The sequence below is a fragment of the Oceanispirochaeta sp. genome (genome assembly GCF_027859075.1).
Classification (GTDB): domain Bacteria; phylum Spirochaetota; class Spirochaetia; order DSM-2461; family DSM-2461; genus Oceanispirochaeta.
Genome location: NZ_JAQIBL010000019.1, coordinates 1 through 18898, shown reverse-complemented (window position 1 = coordinate 18898; position 18898 = coordinate 1). Strand labels below are relative to the sequence as shown.

General features: G+C 44.9%; 16 protein-coding genes and 1 tRNA gene. 1 reads left to right on the top strand and 16 read right to left on the bottom strand.

Features of this window, described 5'->3' with window-relative positions:
* Position 1 precedes the first annotated feature (1 nt).
* The 6 genes from obgE to PF479_RS01240 all read right to left on the bottom strand — a co-directional run bounded on the left by obgE (position 2) and on the right by PF479_RS01240 (position 5573).
* Positions 2–988 carry a GTPase ObgE gene (gene obgE, locus PF479_RS01265; RefSeq protein ID WP_298001430.1) on the bottom strand — a complete coding sequence of 329 codons (987 nt, stop codon included), beginning with the start codon at positions 986–988 and terminating at the stop codon, positions 2–4.
* 6 nt (positions 989–994) lie between these two features.
* Positions 995–1252 carry a 50S ribosomal protein L27 gene (gene rpmA, locus PF479_RS01260; RefSeq protein ID WP_298001428.1) on the bottom strand — a complete coding sequence of 86 codons (258 nt, stop codon included), beginning with the start codon at positions 1250–1252 and terminating at the stop codon, positions 995–997.
* Positions 1252–1590, bottom strand: a complete 339-nt coding sequence (locus PF479_RS01255) for a ribosomal-processing cysteine protease Prp (RefSeq protein ID WP_298001426.1) — start codon at positions 1588–1590, stop codon at positions 1252–1254. Before PF479_RS01255 ends, rpmA begins: the two co-directional genes overlap by 1 nt.
* Positions 1591–1602: 12 nt before the next feature.
* Entirely contained in the window at positions 1603–1917 is a 315-nt protein-coding gene (rplU, locus tag PF479_RS01250; protein ID WP_298001424.1) for a 50S ribosomal protein L21, read from the bottom strand.
* A 90-nt stretch (positions 1918–2007) separates the two neighbouring features.
* Complete coding sequence (argS, locus tag PF479_RS01245; protein ID WP_298001423.1) at positions 2008–3762, bottom strand: arginine--tRNA ligase; 1755 nt, start codon at positions 3760–3762, stop codon at positions 2008–2010.
* A 92-nt stretch (positions 3763–3854) separates the two neighbouring features.
* On the bottom strand, positions 3855–5573 hold the full coding sequence (locus PF479_RS01240; protein WP_298001421.1) for a DUF5312 family protein: 1719 nt from the start codon (positions 5571–5573) through the stop codon (positions 3855–3857).
* Positions 5574–5644: 71 nt separating this feature from the next.
* On the opposite strand from PF479_RS01240, the gene cimA reads away from it, so the two are divergent.
* Positions 5645–7219: a citramalate synthase gene (gene cimA / locus PF479_RS01235; RefSeq protein ID WP_298001420.1), complete on the top strand. Its 1575-nt coding sequence runs from the start codon at positions 5645–5647 to the stop codon at positions 7217–7219.
* Positions 7220–7453: 234 nt separating this feature from the next.
* Here the strand turns inward: cimA and carB are convergent, their stop codons facing one another.
* The 10 genes from carB to PF479_RS01185 all read right to left on the bottom strand — a co-directional run.
* A complete protein-coding gene (carB, locus tag PF479_RS01230; RefSeq protein ID WP_298001418.1) occupies positions 7454–10660 on the bottom strand; it encodes a carbamoyl-phosphate synthase large subunit in 3207 nt (1068 codons plus the stop codon).
* Entirely contained in the window at positions 10660–11835 is a 1176-nt protein-coding gene (gene carA / locus PF479_RS01225) for a glutamine-hydrolyzing carbamoyl-phosphate synthase small subunit (protein ID WP_298001416.1), read from the bottom strand. Before carA ends, carB begins: the two co-directional genes overlap by 1 nt.
* Positions 11836–12018: 183 nt before the next feature.
* A tRNA-Gln gene (locus PF479_RS01220) sits at positions 12019–12090 on the bottom strand.
* A gap of 153 nt (positions 12091–12243) precedes the next feature.
* Entirely contained in the window at positions 12244–12789 is a 546-nt protein-coding gene (locus PF479_RS01215; protein WP_298001415.1) for an adenine phosphoribosyltransferase, read from the bottom strand.
* Between the two features lie 90 nt (positions 12790–12879).
* Positions 12880–13893: a tRNA (adenosine(37)-N6)-threonylcarbamoyltransferase complex transferase subunit TsaD gene (gene tsaD, locus PF479_RS01210; RefSeq protein WP_298001413.1), complete on the bottom strand. Its 1014-nt coding sequence runs from the start codon at positions 13891–13893 to the stop codon at positions 12880–12882.
* A gap of 38 nt (positions 13894–13931) precedes the next feature.
* On the bottom strand, positions 13932–14771 hold the full coding sequence (locus tag PF479_RS01205) for an RNA polymerase sigma factor RpoD/SigA (protein WP_298001411.1): 840 nt from the start codon (positions 14769–14771) through the stop codon (positions 13932–13934).
* A 297-nt stretch (positions 14772–15068) separates the two neighbouring features.
* Positions 15069–15410 carry a rod-binding protein gene (locus tag PF479_RS01200; RefSeq protein ID WP_298001410.1) on the bottom strand — a complete coding sequence of 114 codons (342 nt, stop codon included), beginning with the start codon at positions 15408–15410 and terminating at the stop codon, positions 15069–15071.
* Between the two features lie 7 nt (positions 15411–15417).
* Positions 15418–16212: a flagellar basal-body rod protein FlgG gene (gene flgG, locus PF479_RS01195; protein ID WP_298001408.1), complete on the bottom strand. Its 795-nt coding sequence runs from the start codon at positions 16210–16212 to the stop codon at positions 15418–15420.
* Positions 16213–16237: 25 nt separating this feature from the next.
* A complete protein-coding gene (locus PF479_RS01190) occupies positions 16238–17092 on the bottom strand; it encodes a flagellar hook-basal body protein (RefSeq protein ID WP_298001407.1) in 855 nt (284 codons plus the stop codon).
* 76 nt (positions 17093–17168) lie between these two features.
* Positions 17169–18898, bottom strand: a 1730-nt coding sequence (locus tag PF479_RS01185) for a DEAD/DEAH box helicase (RefSeq protein WP_298001405.1), incomplete at its 5' end; no start/stop codon positions are given.

Sequence of the window (18898 nt, the reverse complement as noted above, 5' to 3'; positions counted from 1 at the left end):
GTCAGGTTGCCATTTTCAGCATGGCCAGTTTCAATTCATCCAGACCCTCTCTGGAAAAAATAGAAACAGCAATGACATGCTCCTCAGGATAAAGGTCTTGTAGTTTTTTAAGATTTTCTTCCGAATTTTCAAGATCCATTTTGGTTCCTACGAGGAGCCTCTGTTTTTCAAGAAGATCTGGATTGTACTCTTTGAGCTCCACCAACAGCTTAGAATAGGTATCCTCAAAATCAGGTTCACCCAGATCAATAAGAAAAGCCAGTCCTGCCGTTCGGGAGATATGTTTTAAAAATTTAAATCCCAGCCCCAGTCCATGGGAGGCACCCTCGATAATTCCGGGAATGTCTGCCAGTACAATGTCTTTTTCCCCCAGACGCAACATTCCCAAATTCGGGATTTTTGTCGTAAATGGATAGGAAGCCACCTTAGGATTAGCGTTGGTTATGGCTTTGAGGAGACTTGATTTTCCCACACTGGGAAAGCCTACAAAACCGATATCTGCGATTAGATTCAGTTCCAATTTTATCTCAGCATATTCACCGGGCATACCGGGCTGAGCAAATCGGGGTGTCTGTTTCCTCGAAGTTCTGAAGTGCCAGTTCCCCTGTCCGCCATTTCCACCCTGAAGAAAAGACCATTCTTCACCATCCGAATTTTCAGTAAAATCCTTGATGATGTCGTTTGTCAGGTAATCTCTTATCAGGGTACCGGGAGGAACTGCGATAATGACGGGTTCACCGTCTTTACCATGCATTCGTTTGCCCCTTCCGGAATGGCCAGTCTCTGCTCGATAGATGTGCTTGCGGTTGAGATGAGACAATGTTTTCAGATTCTTCTTAACCTGAAAAACAACATTACCCCCACTACCTCCATCTCCACCGTCCTGCCCGCCCTGGGGAACATATTTTTCTCTCCGGAAGGAGACACTACCAGCGCCCCCATCTCCGGAATACACTTCTAGTCGAGTTTCGTCTATAAAACCCTGCATAAATTCCTATTCACCTGATGCGACAATAGAAACTCTTTTTTTGCCTTTATTGTCATGAAAAAAGACACTTCCGGCTTCGGTTGCAAAAAGAGTATCATCTTTACCGATTCCGACATTTTCACCTGGGTGAATTTTAGTTCCTCTTTGACGGACAAGAATTTCTCCGGCTTTTACAACTTGACCGCCGAATCGTTTCACACCCAGTCTCTGAGCATTGGAATCCCTTCCATTTTTGGAGCTTCCTCCACCTTTCTTATGAGCCATTATCGTTTCCTCACGTCTGTTCTGATTTGAATGCTGTCAGGATACTCCTCCTGGAGATCCCGCAGCCCTAACATTAACAAGTCAACAGCACCTCTGAACCATTCATGGTGCTGTTCAGGAACATCCAAAACCTTAAGTTCAAGATGTCCCGGCTTTTCAGCCCCGCCGATGATAGAAACTCCATCGGTATGACTGAAGAGCCTGGCAGCAGTTCTCAGCAGAACTGAGACCGCGGCACAGGCTTCATTGGGCAGATCCGCTGTTCTATTTGCGTGACCTCGGGATATCAGGGTCTCTAATAGACCGGAATCCCTAAAGGTTAGAACAATCTCAATCACTGATTCGCTTTCTTAAGCGCCCAGGATTTCTTCTACCCGAAGCAGAGTATAATTCTGTCTGTGACCCTGTGTTCTTTGATAGCCTTTTCTTTTCTTGAACTTGAAAACGACTACTTTTTTGTCTTTGACATTACTTTTGACAACGGCTGTAACTTTTGCTCCATCCACATAGGGGGCACCAATTTTGGTATCTCCCTCACCTGAAATGAGAAGCACGGAATCAAGTTCCACTTTGTCACCGGCCTGATTATCAAATTTGTCGACTAATAACACAGCACCTTTTTCAGCCTTATACTGCTTACCTTTGATTTCTACAAGTGCGTACATTCAACCAACCTCAACATTCTATTATTTTGGCACTCAATGGGTATACCACTTATCACGTAATGTGGTCAAGTGCAGATATTTAGGAGCGTTTTACATTTTACTGAGAAATGGAATATTTACCAGGTCAAAACCATTTTTCAGAACCTGAAGAACCGCTCTTGCCAGAGCCATTCTGCTGACGGTTAAACTTTTGTCTTCAACGCCTAAAATGGGACAGTCATGATAAAAACGACTGAAGCTTTTGGCAATATCATACAGATGACAGGCAAGATCTGAGGGGTTCAAATCGGCCGCGGCATTGTGCAAAGCAATGGGGAAAGAACTCACGCTTTTGGCAAGTTCCCATTCTGCATCACTGCTCAGCAGAGAAAAATCTTCTTTGATCCCTTCATAGCCAGCTTTCATTTTTTCATACTTATCCACCATGCTGCTGATCCTGGCACTTACATACTGAAGATAGGGTCCAGTATTTCCATTAAATGATAAGGATTCTTTTGGATCGAAAATCATATCTTTTAAGGGAGAGACCTGAAGCAGAAAATAATGAAGGGCTGCAAGAGCAATCTTACGTCCTGTCTCGTCCACATCACCGACAGAATCGGCTCTGTCTTTATTTCTGATTTCATCGCTGGCCATATCACTGAGCTGTTTCAGTAGGTCATCAGCATCCACCACAGTGCCTTCCCTTGATTTCATTTTCCCTTCGGGAAGGTTCACCATGCCATAAGAGAGGTGATACAACATGGAGGCCCAGGAGTAACCCAGTTTTTTTAGGGCATGGAAAAGGACTTGAAAATGATACTCCTGTTCGGCTCCCACGACATAAATGAGTCGGTCAAAGGGGAAATCTTTATGCCGGGCAATGGCTGTTCCCAGATCCTGTGTCATATAGACAGAGGTGCCGTCTGAGCGGAGCAGAACTTTAGTATCCAATCCGACATCTGACATATCCAGACGAATGCTTCCATCCTCATCCTTGTGCAAGATACCCGACTCCAGGCCCTTGAGAACTTCATCCCTGCCGGACAGATAGGTATCACTTTCATAATAGTATCTATCAAAGGAGATATTTGTGTTTTTATAGGTTTCTGCAATACCCTCAATGGTCCACTTATTCATCTGTTCCCAGAGAGCGATGACTTCCTTATCACCCTCTTCCCATTTAATGAGCATCTCCTGGGCCTGTGTCTCAGCGGTTTCGTCTTCTTTAGACCACTGGTTGAATTTTACATAAAATTCGCCCACCAGGTGATCTCCCTTTTTCCCGGAAGATTCAGGGGTGACTCCCTTGCCGAACTTCTGATAAGCCAACATAGACTTGCATATATGTACACCTCTGTTATTAATGAGGTTAACCTTCTGAACTTCAGCCCCGGTGGCTGCCAGAATACGGGACACACTTTCACCGATGGCATCATTTCTCAAATGTCCCAGATGGAGAGGTTTATTTGTATTAGGGCAGGAAAACTCAACCATGATTTTCTGACCGGAGAGAAAGCTGGAATGGCCGTAAGTGTCAGCGTCTGCACGAACTTCACTGATTAGACCTGACAGAAACTCGGTTCTGTCCAGGAATACATTAACGTAAGGACCCGCAGTTGTGGCTCTTCCCGGAGCATTCTCTTTGAGGGCCGCCACAACAGAAGCAGCAATAGCAGGTGGTGCCATCCTGAATTCTTTAGCAAAAGGAAACATCGGAAATGCCAGATCACCCATTTCAGGTCGGGGAGGAAGTTCAACAATAACTCTGCCTGAGAAATCAGTCTGATCCAAACCTTTTTCAAGAGCTGCGTTTCCCAGGGCCTCTGCCATGATATTCTGCCAAAGTTTTTTCTGTTTTTCCATAAGAGCCTCACATGTTTTCTGATATGTGAATTTAAACAGAATTAGGGTGAATAGTCAATGAAACGGCCCGAAGGGGAGCGGATTAACAAGTCTTAGATTTCTTTACTCAGCTCATCCATTTTTTCTTTTTCAAGATTAACAAAGTCCTGAAGTGAATGACCTATTTTATGAACATCATCGGCTGCTTCAATCACACTTTGACGCAATTCTTCATTGTTGCGTCCCCCCAGTTCAGAAAAGTTGGACAGGGTGTCATAGCTGCCCCCGTTTCCCATGACAACACCATTCATAAGCTTACCCATGGTGACTAGACAGTTCAGCGAATCCTCTAGAATAACAAGGGCATCCCGGTTGATGCCTATCCGGACCTTCAAGACCTGACGATTCAGCTCTTCCTGGTCTTCTCTATATTCCTGGCTTAGGGTTCTCAGTTTTCTGCCTGAATCACCATCGGGAAGAAGATTGTTTTCAAACCATTTGATCCTTTCCCCCATTTTAACCAAGACCTGGAAAACTTTGTCATACTCAGTGCGGTTACTTTTTTTGTAAAAACTACCGTCCACGAGGATGATTTTCATGGGATAGTATAGCTTCTTCTGGTAATTTTCAAGAAAGAATGTATTCAGGGCTGCCATGGAGTAGGAAAAAGTGCAAAAACGATCTGTTGTATCATATTCTTTCACGCCGAACAGACTCGTCAGATCCCAATAGCGCAGTAACTCATGGGCAATCTCTTCCAGTTTCTTTTCACGCGTGAACAGCCGCAGTTGTTCAGCAAGACTATCCTGCCAGTATTGTTTAAAGAAGTAGAACCAGTCTTCACCCCCACCTATATCGGAGAGATGTAAGAATGGATCACCATTCATGACTTTCAGGAGATCGGTCATGGGAACAACTCTATTGAAGTTCCGTATTTTTTGAATGAGGGTTTCACAACGGCTGATACTGAGTGAAACCAATTCTTCCAAGGGCGATTCAACCTCACGGTCTTCATGACTGTAATATAGGAAGAATACAGCCTCAAGGAGTTTAACAGAGGGGGGGGTATTGAAGGAGATTAGAATTCGACCCAATTCTGTCAGGGGATTCACCACACCGGAGAAACTTGCTGACAGAGAGGCTCCATGGGCCGAATCAGGAAACTGACTGGTAATCTGCTTAAAAGGATACAGACTGAGCTGGTACATATGATTCAAAGTCCGAGTCAGATCCATCATCCGTAATCTGTCTTCCCGGTTTATCCTGGAAAGGCTTGTCTCCAGATTATCTGCTAATTTTCTTTTTACTTCCTGAACATCCAGAGAAGGATTCCGGACGGCCAGATCCCATGGATTGATCTTCTGTCTCAATTCTTCATGAAGAACAGGAAACTCCAGTTGACCCATCAAAGAATAAAAGAGAAGTTTGTCAATTCCAAAGCAAACTGAAAGAGGAGTCCTGATAAAATCAACCGAATTCGCGATATCTATAAGCATTTCACAAAATTCACCTGCGACGGCCTGGTGTTTTATATCAAAAAGTTCAGGACTTATCAGGGAAACTTGCCTTGCGATCCTGTGTACAACGAGACTTTTCGTCAATTCCAACCGCTCTTTAGACAAAAACACTGACTTAATAAATATTATGAACTTATCTAACCATGATAGTGCCACATTTTCTTCTTCAATCGTTTGGATAGATTCTTTTTCAACGTGAATATCTAATGGTTCTTGGCTAATATGGATATTTTGCTCCATTTTTTCAATCATTTCTCGCCTTTCTTCGGAAGAAAGGTCTTTCACAAGGCTGTCAAATACATTATCTTTACCCATGAAATCATTTTATTGCTAATTGATCATATTAGCAACGAGTTATCATGAACCACAGGGAATAAGGAAAGACTATGGGAAAATCTGAAATTGCAGTATTTGACACAACATTACGAGATGGGACTCAGGGAACAGGTATCAACTTCACCCTTAAAGACAAACTTGAAATAACAGAAAGGCTGGATGATTTCGGAATTGACTATATTGAAGGCGGATTCCCCCTTGCTTCTGAAAGGGAAACAGCTTATTTCAATGAAGTTCAGTCTCTCAATTTAAAACACTCACGTATCTGTGCCTTTGGATCAACCAGAAAACCCGGAATACCCGCCTCACAGGATGCCCACATCAATGCTCTTCTCCAGGCTGAAACCCCAACAGTTGTGATCGTCGGCAAATCATGGGATGCTCATGCTACTGAAGTTCTCCAGACCAGTCTGGAGGAAAACCTGAATATGATTCACGACTCCATCTCCTACTTAAAAGGAGAAGGACGGGAGATCATCTTTGATCTGGAACATTTTTTTGACGGATACAGAAACAACAAGGCTTATGCCTTGAAAGTCCTTCAGACGGCGACAGAAGCCGGAGCAGACTGTCTTGTCCTGTGTGACACAAACGGCGGGACCCTGCCTCAGACAGCGATATCCTATATCAAAGAAGTTAAAACAAAAGACCTAGCCCCTCTGGGTGTTCATTTCCATAACGACACAGGAACGGCTGTAGCCTCTTCCATACTGGCGATTGATGCCGGAGCTGTCCATGTTCAGGGGACCATCAATGGATGGGGTGAGCGGGTAGGAAATGCCAACCTCTGTGCCATCATTCCCAACCTGGTCTTAAAAATGAATAAAAGCGTCTATGCCGGTTCAAATCTGAAAGAGTTGACCAAGATTTCCCGTTATACAGAGGAAAAAGCTAATATTATCCCGGAAAAAAATCAGGCTTATGTGGGAGAGACAGCCTTTACCCACAAAGCCGGACAACATGCTGATGTACTGGCCAAAGCGGAACACCTTATGGAGCATATGGACAGCTCCCTGGTTGGAAACTCCAGAAAGATTCTTCTGTCTGAGCTGGCAGGCAAGTCTACCATAGTCAGAAAACTGGCAAAATACGGTGATTTTGATAAAAAATCCGAGATCGTTACCAACCTGATAGAGACACTGAAGAAAAAAGAGATGGAAGGGTATGAATATGAAGCGGCAGAAGCCTCCTTCGATGTGATTATGCGGAAGGCTCTGGGGAAATACACGCCTCTTTTTGATCTGCAGAACTATCATCTGGAATCCTACAAAACCATGGAAAGCAAAAGCAAAACGGTGGGTCGACTATTCCTGAAAGCAGGCGGTGTGGAGCATATGGGTGCCGCTGTAGGCGAAGGACCGGTGGACACACTGAATTCCTCCGTCAGGGATGCCCTGATACCGAGCTTTCCATTTCTGAAGAATATTCACCTCAGCGACTACAAGGTCAGGGTTCTGAACCCGGAAGAAGCCACTGCCGCAAAGGTCAGGGTTTTTATAACATTTACTGATAACAAAAAAACCTGGGATTCTGTCGGAGTCTCTGAAAACATCATTGAAGCCTCCTGGGAGGCTCTTCTGGATGCCATCAACTTCTACTACAACAATTTTATATTGGAAGAGTAATTTTGAAATTATAGTTTTGAACATAAGGGGCTGCTTCAGAAGTTGGAATAACTTCGGAGGCAGCCCCTTTTTTTAATCAACAACTACATGCAGAGCATGTAGTTTGGGAAGCGGCGCCCCTGAAAGGGGCTTACAGTGTTGCCAAAGCCACAAATTATCAAGAAAAATGCCTTGAGGCAAAGCCCAAAACCGTTACCACCCCCGTAGGAGGTGGCTTTAGCTCTAGTGAATAGGCTACGGTAGAGGCTGACTGTTGACGTTCTCACTCTTAAGATACTTTATACCGATGACAGCTGCCTGTGCGGCACTTGTGGTCGTTGTATAAGGGATTTTCCTCCTCACAGCTTCGGTACGGATCTCTTCATCCTCTATCTGGGAAAACCGCCCCAGAGGTGTATTGATCAACATGTCTATCCTTCCGCTGCTCATATGATCCACAACACTGGGATGTCCTTGATGCAGCTTTAATATCACTTCGGAAAAAATACCGTTTTTATAGAGAAAATCAGCGGTTCCTCTGGTCGCGGCAATCTCAAAGCCCAACTCCACCAGATCTTTGACGATGGGGAGTATGGTCTGCTTGTCCTTATCGGAAACGGTCACAAAGACACGTCCTTTAGTTGGGAGGAAGCAACCTACCGCAGCCTGAACCTTGGCAAAGGCTTCACCGTAGCTGTCTCCGATGCCGATGGCCTCACCAGTGGATTTCATCTCAGGGCCGAGGATGGGGTCGAGACCGGCAAAGCGGTCAAAGGAGAAGACTGCTTCTTTCACGGCCCAACCGGTCTGGCAGGAACCCTCTCCGACTCCCGTACTCTTATCTACAAGCCCCTGTTTCATCAGGTCTGTCCCGTTCCAAACTTTGACTGCGGCTTCTATCAGATTTACCCCGGAGGTCTTTGACAGGAAGGGTATGGTTCTGGAGGCTCTTGGATTGACTTCCAGGATATACATGATGCCCTCTTTCACAGCAAATTGTATATTCAGAAATCCCTGGATATTAAACTCTCGGGCAATGGAAACGGCGGCATCCGACATTTCCTTTACAATTTCCGGCGTTGACTTATAAGGGGGGAAAACACAGGCAGAGTCACCCGAATGGATTCCTGCGGCTTCGATATGCTGCATAATCCCACCGACATAGACATTTTTTCCATCGGAAACGGCATCCAGGTCATATTCAAAAGCGTCTTCCAGAAACTGGTCCACCAGGACAGGCCTCTCCGGAGAGATGGGGATTCCCTTGCTTAGAAAAATATCCAGCTCTTCAACGGAATAGGCAATAAACATACTCCGCCCCCCCAGTACAAAGGAGGGTCTCAAAAGAACGGGAAAACCGATTTCTCTTGAAAACTGAGCCAGCTCTTCTCTTGCATAGGCACTTTTATTTCTGGGTTGCTTCAACCCCAACTTTGCCATGGCTTCAGAAAAGAGCTTCCTATCCTCTGCCTTGTTTATATTCGCGACAGAGGTTCCCACGACCAGGGCACCCGCTTTTTCGAGTTCTTCCACCATATTCAGAGGAGTCTGCCCGCCCAGTTGAACGACAATCTTTTTGACCTCCTCCTTCTTCATGATCTGTTTGACAGATTCTGAAGTAAGGGGCTCGAGATAGAGACGGTCAGAGATATTGAAGTCAGTTGATACGGTCTCGGGGTTGGAGTTGATCATGATTGTCTTGACCCCCTGCTCTCTGAGACTGATGGACGCCAGGGTGCAGCAGGTATCAAACTCCAGGCCCTGTCCGATCCTATTGGGACCGGAAGCCAGAATAATAACACCCTCATCTCCTGTGGGAGAACCCTCATCTATTTCCCCCCAGGTGGAGTAGAAATAAGGGGTCTGTGCGTTGATTTCTCCCGCACAGCTGTCTACGAAGTGAAAACAGGCTTCCAGTCCCTGTTTTTCCCGCAGGGTTGTGATTGAAAGAGCAGTTTCAGACCTGAGTTCACCAATCCTGCTGTCGGAAAGTCCGGTTTTCTTGGCTTCCAGCATCAGCTCTTTATCCAGTTCGGCTGCAGCGGCAATTCTGTTTTCAAGTTTAACCTGTTTTTGCAGCTGATAGAGGAACCAGGTATTGAAACCCGTTTTTTCAGCCAGATCTTCCAGAGATCCCTTGGGATTCCATTTGATCCAGGTATAGGCTCCCAGGAGTCTGCGGGGATGAGCCGTGGTCAGAATGGTTTCAAGCTCCTGCTCACTGACCCTCAACTCACTCATCCCATCAAAACCGGTCTCGGAGGCTCTTATGGCCTTGTTTAAGGCTTCCAGAGCCGTTCTTCCCAGAGCCAGAGCTTCGCCTACAGATTTCATCTGGGTCCCCAGGGCGGAATAGCCTGTAGGAAATTTTTCTGTTTCAAAACGAGGCACTTTTACGGCACAATAATCCAGGGCTGGTTCAAAACAGGAGGCCGTTTTCCCGGTGATTTCATTGGTGACTTCATCCAGGGTGAATCCGACAGCCAGCTTGGCACTGCAGTGAGCGATGGGAAATCCCGTCGCCTTACTGGCCAGTGCACTGGAACGGGACACACGGGGATTCATCTCGATGATGATCATTCGGCCCGTGTCTGGTTTAACAGCAAACTGAACATTTGAACCGCCGCAATCGACACCGATGGCCCGAAGTATATCAATCGAGGCATTTCTCATCTTCTGAAAGGCGCGATCATCCAGGGTCTGTATGGGAGCAATTGTAATACTGTCTCCCGTATGAACTCCCATGGGATCTATGTTTTCGATGGAGCATACGATGATTGCATTATCCATCTTATCCCGCATGACTTCCATCTCGAATTCCTTCCAGCCGATGAGTGATTCCTCAATGAGAGCTTCCCCCACAGGACTGGCCAAAAGGGCTCTCTCCACCAGGTTTTTCAGTTCATCATGATCATAGGCGATACTGCCGCCCATACCACCCAGAGTGAAACTTGGTCTAATGACGAGAGGAAGTCCAACTTCTTTTTCCAGCTTGAGAGCTCCTGCTACGGTCTTTGTGACAATAGATCGGGGTGATTCGAGACCAAGGCTTTCGACAACCTTCTTAAACTCGCCCCGATCCTCGGCCTTGAAGATGGATTCAATTTTGGCACCGATGACTTCTACACCATATTTTTCAAGAACCCCCTCTTCCGCCAGATCAAGGGTCAGATTGAGAGCTGTCTGTCCGCCCATGGTGGACAATACAGCATCGGGTCTTTCCTTCCGGATAATCTCAGTCACATATTTGACCGTAAGGGGCTCCACATAGATCCGGTCGGCAATGCCGGGAGTGGTCATAACGGTGGCTGGGTTGGGGTTCACAAGAATGACCTCATACCCTTCAGATTTCAGAGCCTTGACGGCCTGGGTTCCTGAATAGTCAAATTCACAGGCTTGACCGATAATGATCGGTCCTGAACCGATTATAAGTATTTTATGAATATCTTTTCTGGCAGGCATTATTTCTCCTTCACCTCAGTGTTCACTCTGTCATTAACAACATCAAGAAAGGCATCAAATATCCAGGAGGAATCCACCGGACCCGGCGAAGCCTCAGGATGAAACTGCACACAAAGAAGCCTTTTAGACTTCCACTCCAATCCTTCGATAGACCCGTCATTTGCATTTCTGAATCTCACGTTTACATCTTTTGGGAGTGATTCTTCATTGACGGCAAAACCGTGATTCTGAGAAGTCACAAAGACCCGGCCAGTCTCTTCATCCCGTACCGGGTGGTTGCATCCATGGTGTCCAAATTTCATTTTATAAGTGACTGAGCCTATGGCTTGACCGATGATCTGATGACCGAGACAGATACCTACAATAGGATAAAGTCCCAGAAGATCCTGAATGAACGAAACCTGATGCCTCAGAGCAGCCGGATCACCTGGTCCATTAGACAAAAAGATACCATCTGGATTTATTTTTTTAATTTCTTCCACTGTTGTCGTGGAGGGAAGCAGTGAGATCTGACAGGACCTTCTTTGAAGTTCTCTGATGATATTAGCCTTGATTCCGAAGTCGATGAGGGCAATATGAGTCCCTGTTCCCGGGAAATGGACTGCCTCGACAGTCCCGACATTGCCGATAAGATTCTGACCTTCCATAGAGGGAAGGCTTTTCAGAAAGTTACGACATTTTTCCAAATCAGTATCAGTCCAGCCCTGCCCGTTGTCGGAAGGTTTCACGATAACAGCATTGCAGCTGCCATCATCCCGCAGCATAAGAGTGAGTCTCCGTGTGTCCACACCGCTGATACCGCAAATCCTGTTATTCTTCAGGTATTGATCCAGACTGACTCGACCCGCAGGTAGTGGACCATCATAGACATCACGGACTACAAAAGCCGAGACTTTTACATCTTTTCGGGATTCCGGTTCAGGACCGTTTTCAGACCATTCATCATCACAACCGTAGTTTCCTATATGAGGGTATGTCATTGTTACAATCTGCCCCGTATAAGAAGGGTCCGTCAGTATCTCATGATAACCTGACATTCCTGTATTAAACACAAGCTCACCATAGGGAGAGTCCTGTCCAACAACCAAATCAGATGCTCCGGGAGCATCCACACCAAAACAGCAGCCTGGAAAAACTGAACCATTTTCAAGCACCAGGTAAGCCTTTTCCTGCATAATTCACCCCATAGATAAATATTTATACAGATTTTGTAAATAAATATACATTAGCAATTCTATTTATTTTCAAAAAAAACCGGCTTTGTAGAGCCGGTTTTAGTCCCTGGAAGTAAATTCCTATGCAAGTATGAGAACATCCTGTTCCTGCCATGCAGAACAAGGGACCTCTGATTTTTTTGATTTCCCGAGGAGGACTTGAACCCCCAAAGGCAGAACCAGAATCTGCAGTGTTACCAATTACACTATCGGGAAAAATATAGTCACAATTCCAACAGTCATGCACGGGTATAAACCAGTCTGACAACTTCATTGTTTCGATCTGCAGGCATGATATAAAAATTGACTTTTTATGTCAAGATAATCCTGCAAAATGTTTTCAAAGTGTTTCCAATGTTTTTAGGAACTCTACACACCAACTTTTTCACTCTGGTATTCAATGAGAGTCTTAATTTTAATACCCGGCAATTTGTCGGCATATTTCAAAAATGGAAGACCAATGATGCCAAAAATATGATTAACCTCTGCCCCTCCCATGGTCAGCAGTTCAACAGCGGCCCCCATGGTGCCACCTGTGGCAAGAAGATCATCAACCAGGAGTACATTTTTCCCTTGAGGAACATCACTCTGATGGATTTCCACTTCTGCTTTTCCGTATTCCAGCTGATAGGATTTCTTGAGGGTAACACCTGGCAGCTTTCCGGCTTTCCGAACTAGGATCAAGGGAATACTCATGGCCTTTGCGAAGGGTGCCGAAAATATGAATCCCCGGGATTCCACAGCCGCAACGGCATCAATATTTTTGTCTTTATAATACTCTACCATCTGGTCAATGCACCAGGAAAACGCCTCAGGATTAGTCAGGATACTAGTGATGTCATAATATAGAATACCTTTGTGAGGAAAATCCTCAATCTTTCTAATGGAATCATCAAGATTAAAATCTCTGGACATAAAATGTCTCCCTTGCAAAATGGAATTATGACAAATATTAAGGACCATTTAAATTACACTGAATATCTCAACCCTTCAAGAGGGAATGACTCAAGGATAACCTCTTTTAAAGGAAGGAACCCTTGCTTTGGCGTTCTCTGAAAAATCAGAAACCTCTCCGGACTTCAGATATTGATAACCAATCCCTGCGATCATGGCAGCATTATCCGTACAGAGTTCCAGGGAAGGAAAATAAGTCTTCACTTCCCAGAGTCCAGTCAGTGAGGACCTCATATAGGAGTTGGCTGTGACACCGCCTCCGGCGACTACAGTCTTAATACCTGTGTTTGTTATGGCTCGTTTCACTTTCTTAATCAGGATATCTATGGCTCTTTTCTGAAAGGAGGCGGCTATATTTTCTTTGGTTTTTTCAAATCCCGGGTTCAGAAATTGATCGAGCTGATTAATGACCGCCGTTTTCAAACCAGAATAAGAGACATCATAGACATGATCTCCCTTATGCAGGTTGGGACTGGGAAAGCGAAATGCCTTGGGGTTCCCTTCTAAGGCAAGTTTATCAATGGCAATTCCCCCGGGATATCCCAGGTCATAGAATTTGGCTATCTTATCAAAAGCTTCACCGCAGGCGTCATCAATGGTGGTTCCCAGTACTTCTATATCATCAAATCCGCGGACAACAGCAATAACAGTGTGTCCACCAGAAACCAGAAGTCCCAGATAGGGATAGGATATATCATTTTCAAGGTGGGGTGCGTACAGGTGGGCTCTTATATGATCAACTCCGATAAAAGGAATATCCAGTGACCAGGCCAGCCCCTTCGCAAAAGACAGCCCCACCAACAGAGACCCCACAAGACCGGGTCTGTTTGTGACGGCAATGCCTCCCAGTTCTTCTTTTTTGATTCCTGCTTCTTTAACGGCCAGATCTACGACAGACCAGATCCACCTGGTATGGAGGCGGGAGGCTATCTCTGGAACAACACCCTGCCAAGGTTTGTGAAGATCAATCTGGGTGGCTATAATATTGCTAAGTATAAAGTTTCCGTCTTTGACAACAGAAGCGGCACATTCATCACAGGAAGATTCGATTCCCAATACATACATAGAAAGAATCTAGGATGGATCGTCCTATTGGTCAAGGCTCAGGCCTGTATATATTCTTTCAGCTCCGAGGCTTCCTCTTTTAATCTTTTAAGGGCTCTTATTTCAATCTGACGAACAGTCTCAGGAGAGATACCCATTTGTTCCCCGATGGTTTTGAGAGTATGTTTTTTACCATCTACAAAATTGTATCGATGGCGGATAATATTCCTTTCATTTTCTTTAAGCTTGTTAAGTGAATCTCTGGTATCCTGTTCTGCACATTTCTTGAAAAAATCATTGTCAGGGTTGTAGTTCTCATCCTCCAGAATATCCATCAGACATCCATTTTCAATGTTCGTTTCCGTATAGAGAGAGATTGGATTAGATGAAAACTCCATTATAGTGACAACATCATTATATTTAACTTTTGTTCCAGCAGAGATTTCCTTGAGGGAAGGAGACCTTTTATTCTTAATACCAAAGGTATGGATATAATCCTGAATATGGCGGAGAGACTCTTCCTTCCTGTAGGGAAGCCTTATAGAGCGGCTTCGATCAGTTAAAAATCGGGTTATAGCCTGCTTTATCCACCAGGCGGCATAGGTGCAGAAGCGGACATTCTTTCTATAATCATAGCGTTCAGCAGCTTTTATAAGTCCAAGGTTTCCTTCCTGTATTAAATCCATAAGGCTGACTCCGGATATCTGATACGCCCGGGCCATCTTAACAACAAGCCTCAGGTTGGAGTTTATCATTCTCAATCGAGCCTTCTCATCTCCATTGGCAATTTTCTCAGCCAGGAAGACTTCTTCCTCAAAAGTGAGTAATTTATATCTGGAAATTTCCTCCAGATAGAATTTAAAACTAGTATCATAAGATGTATCTGTCGTGTATTTCATGGCATTACACCTCCTGCAGAAGAGTATGCAATTTTCATGCCATGAGATTATAGATCATCAATATAAATATATATACAGATACTGTATGGGTTTATTTTACATATGATTTTACAACCAATGATAAGACTGTTAATTTTTATGTATCATTTATCATACACCCTCATATTTTATAACTCATAGAAAACCATGATTTGTCATCCTGAAAGCAAAAATATGATAGATGAAAATCGAAAATGCTAAAAAACCGGATGGCCCAGCCGGTTTTAATTTTAGTATTCCGTCTAAGAACTGTAGATCTCAGGAAAGAATGTCAGAAGGCAACTGTCTGGATAGCTGCTGGTACATCATATTTCCGATTCCCAGACCGGCTGTTCCGCTCATTTTTTTTGAATACTCATCGTAAAGCATATCATCAAAAATCTCTTCCCCCATATTCCTATTGGTGAGGTAGGAACGGTTAATAGTTTTTTTCATTGCATCCAGCATCTGTTTAATGAAGATGGCTTCAAAATCATTACAGGCTTCTTTTAGTTTTTTCATTTCGGATGCAGTGACATGACTACCCTGCAGTTTACTTTCAAGTTGGACAGAGGAGTTATTGCTTAAATGAAAATTTCCGGTAGCGCTTATATTATCCATCTATATCTTACCTCTTCAAATTATTAGCGATACCCAGCATGGAGTCGGATGTCTGAATGGCCTTGGAATTCAACTCATAGGCTCTTTGGGCCACAATCATGTTAACCATTTCTTTCACAACCGTAAGATTGGTGTTTTCCTGACACTTCTGGTAGACCATTCCCATTCCGTCAAATCCTGGTCTTCCACCGATAGGATCTCCCGAAGCGCTGGTCAATTTAAAAGTATTTTCTCCGATAGCCTGTAGACCTGCGGGATTGACAAATCGGAAAAGCTGCACCTGCCCCACCTCAACAGGATCATCACTGCCGGGGAGTTTGACATTGATCCGGCCATCCTGACTGATGGAAAATGATTCCCTGATAAAACCTTCGGGGAGTATAACTTCAGGTAAAACTTTATTTCCATTGGAGGTGACCAACTGTCCATTGCTGTCAATTTTAAAGGCTCCATCCCGGGTGTATCCAAAGCTGCCATCAATCTGAAGTGTTCTGAAAAAGCCTTCTCCCTGGATGGCAATATCAGATTCATTTCCTGTATTCTGAAGAGAACCCTGGGTGAACATCCTCTGAGATGCGGCTACTTTCACACCATGACCAACCTGAATTCCCGTGGGAACCACAGTCTCTTCGGTGGCAGGGGTTCCTGCGATTTTTCTTGTCTGATAGATCAAATCTTCAAAATCTGCACGGACCTGTTTATACCCGGTCGTATTCACGTTAGACAGATTATTTGAAATAGTATCGATGTTAAACTGCTGTCCGTTCATTCCAGATGCGGCAGTCCATAATGATCTCATCATTGTCTTATTCTCCTATCTACAGGGCCTAGTACTTGGCCGCACCGTTTATCAATTTATTCAGTAATGAATCCTGTGAGCTGATCACTTTCTGATTTGCTTCATAGGCTCTGTTCACTTCAATCATATTCACCATTTCGCTGACCGGGTTCACATTGGAGGCTTCCAGAAAGCCCTGAAGGACCTTGGGACGTTCATCCAGGGTTGTCACAAAAGCCTCTCCCGACTCCAGATTATTGTTCCATAGGCTGCTGCCCTGCTTTTTGAGAAAACGGTTGCCATTGCCTTCAAAGCGGACAACCTTCAGGGTGTCCAGCATTTCTGAATCGGCCCAATCATTTTCTTCCATGGAAACAAGCCTTTGAGGATTGTCGGAAAGTTCTCCATTCTGGAAAATGCGGCCTTTGGCATCTATTGTAAAATTATTCAGCTTAATTTGAATGGGCCCCTCTTCACCAAGGACGGGGTATCCCTCTTTGGTAAGAAGAAAACCTTCCTTACCAAGGATAAAAGAACCGTTTCGTGTAAACCGTTCACCATCATTGGTTTGAATTGTAAAAAATCCGTCACCATCCATGGCAACGTCAAAGGGATTGGATGTTTCTTTCAGGGCGCCCTGTTCGAAGACAGTAAAGGACTCGTTGTATTCCACGCCGGTCCCCAGCTTACCCACGATGGGAGCCGTATCAACCGAACCCATGGGAAATTGATGAACCCCGTCATCATTAAAACGACGGATGAGCATTTCAGGGAAGGCTTTGTGTACTGATGTATCCCGCTTGTAACCAGTAAGATCTACATTTGCGAGATTGTTGGACAGTGCGTTTAGTCTGTGCTGCTGGGCCTGCATTCCGCTGGCAGCAGTATAAAGTCCACGAATCATTGTTTCCCTCTCCCTATCATCTTAAAGAACTTATATAAGCCCTCTTGTTATATGATCGGAAGAGGAAAAATTAACTTTACCGGTAACTGCCGGGTTTGCCGCCTTTTCCGCGTTTATTATAGCCGCCGCCTTTTCTGGCACCGCCATAGCCGCCACCACCGCTATAGCCACCTTTATTGAAAGAGCCGCCATCACTATCTACGGGGGCATCTTTCTGAATATCCAGGCGAATCTTTTTTCCCTCAAAGGGTAGTTTGCTTAAGGCTTCTTCCACCTGACTCGCATAGGTTGCGTCAATCTGAACGGAAGATTTTGTGGGGCCGATATCAATTCGTCCAATGGGAACCTTGGAACCCTTTGTACTTCTATTGATCATGGAAATAATATGCTGAGGACTGATTCTGTCTCTATGGCCTAAATTCAAATTCATATGCACATAGTGGACATTGCTGTGGTCTCTTTCACTCCGTCCACCATCACGGCCACCCCTGGCAGCTCTGGCACCTCTGGCACCACCACCATCTCTGTAGGTCTCTGCTTTCACTGGCTGCAGATCCTGCTGATTACCGTAATAGGTAAGGAAACGGTTGAATTCCATGGATATAAAATGCTTAAGCAGTGTATTCCTGTCCAGATCTCTCAGCTTGTCTTCGATAACTCCGATATAGGGAGCAATCTCTTCTTCATCCACATCCACATCTTGAACCCTGTCGATGAGATGCATCAGCTGTTGTTCACAGATATCAGCACCCAGAGGAACTGGTGCTTCCAGGATATTTCGACCCAGGATTTTCTCAATCCTTTTAATCTTATACTTTTCCCTCATATTCACGATGGCACAGGAAGTTCCCCGATGTCCGGCACGGCCGGTTCTTCCGCTTCTGTGATTGTAGGATTCAATATCATCGGGAAGTTCATAATGAATAACATGAGTGAGGTTGTTCACATCCAGCCCACGGGCGGCAATGTCTGTAGCCACAAGAATCTGCAGACTCTGATCCCTGAACTTTTTCATTACAAATTCACGCTGCTGCTGAGTCATATCCCCATGAAGAGAATCCACATTGTACCCATCTTTGAGCATCTTATCGGCTATTATCTGGGTATCAGCACGGGTCCTGCAAAAAACCAGCCCATAGATGCCGGGATTAAAGTCAACGAGCCGTTTTAAGGCATTGTATCTGTCCCGAGCCTGTACAAGGTAGTAATAATGCTCAATGGTATCTACACCGGCATTCTTCTTACCAACAGCAATCTCAATAGGATCAGTCATGTATTCCTTGGCAATACGGGCAACCTCAGGAGGCATGGTGGCAGAAAAAAGAAGAGTCTGTCTTTCTTTGGGAGATGAGGCAAGGATGAAATCCAATTCATCCCGGAATCCCATATTCAGCATGATATCCGCTTCATCCATGACGAGGTAACGGAGCTTGCTGATATCCACAACTCCTCTTTTAATCAGATCTACCAGTCGGCCAGGTGTGGCCACAAGAAGTTGCGGATTCATTCTAATGGATCGGATCTGTGAAGCCATTTCCTTTCCACCGTAAACAGGTACAATTCTCAGGTCTTTTGTAAATTTAGAGAACAATTCCATTTCTCTATTAATCTGGAGACAAAGCTCCCTGGTAGGACACAAAATGAGTCCCTGAATTTCCCTCTTATCCGTATCTACAAGCTCAATCAGGGGAAGCCCGAAAGCCGCCGTTTTTCCCGTTCCGGTCTGAGCCAGACCGGTGACATCCCTCTTTGTTTCCAGCAAGAGGGGAATAACTTTTTCCTGAATGGGTGTGGGTTCCTTGAAAC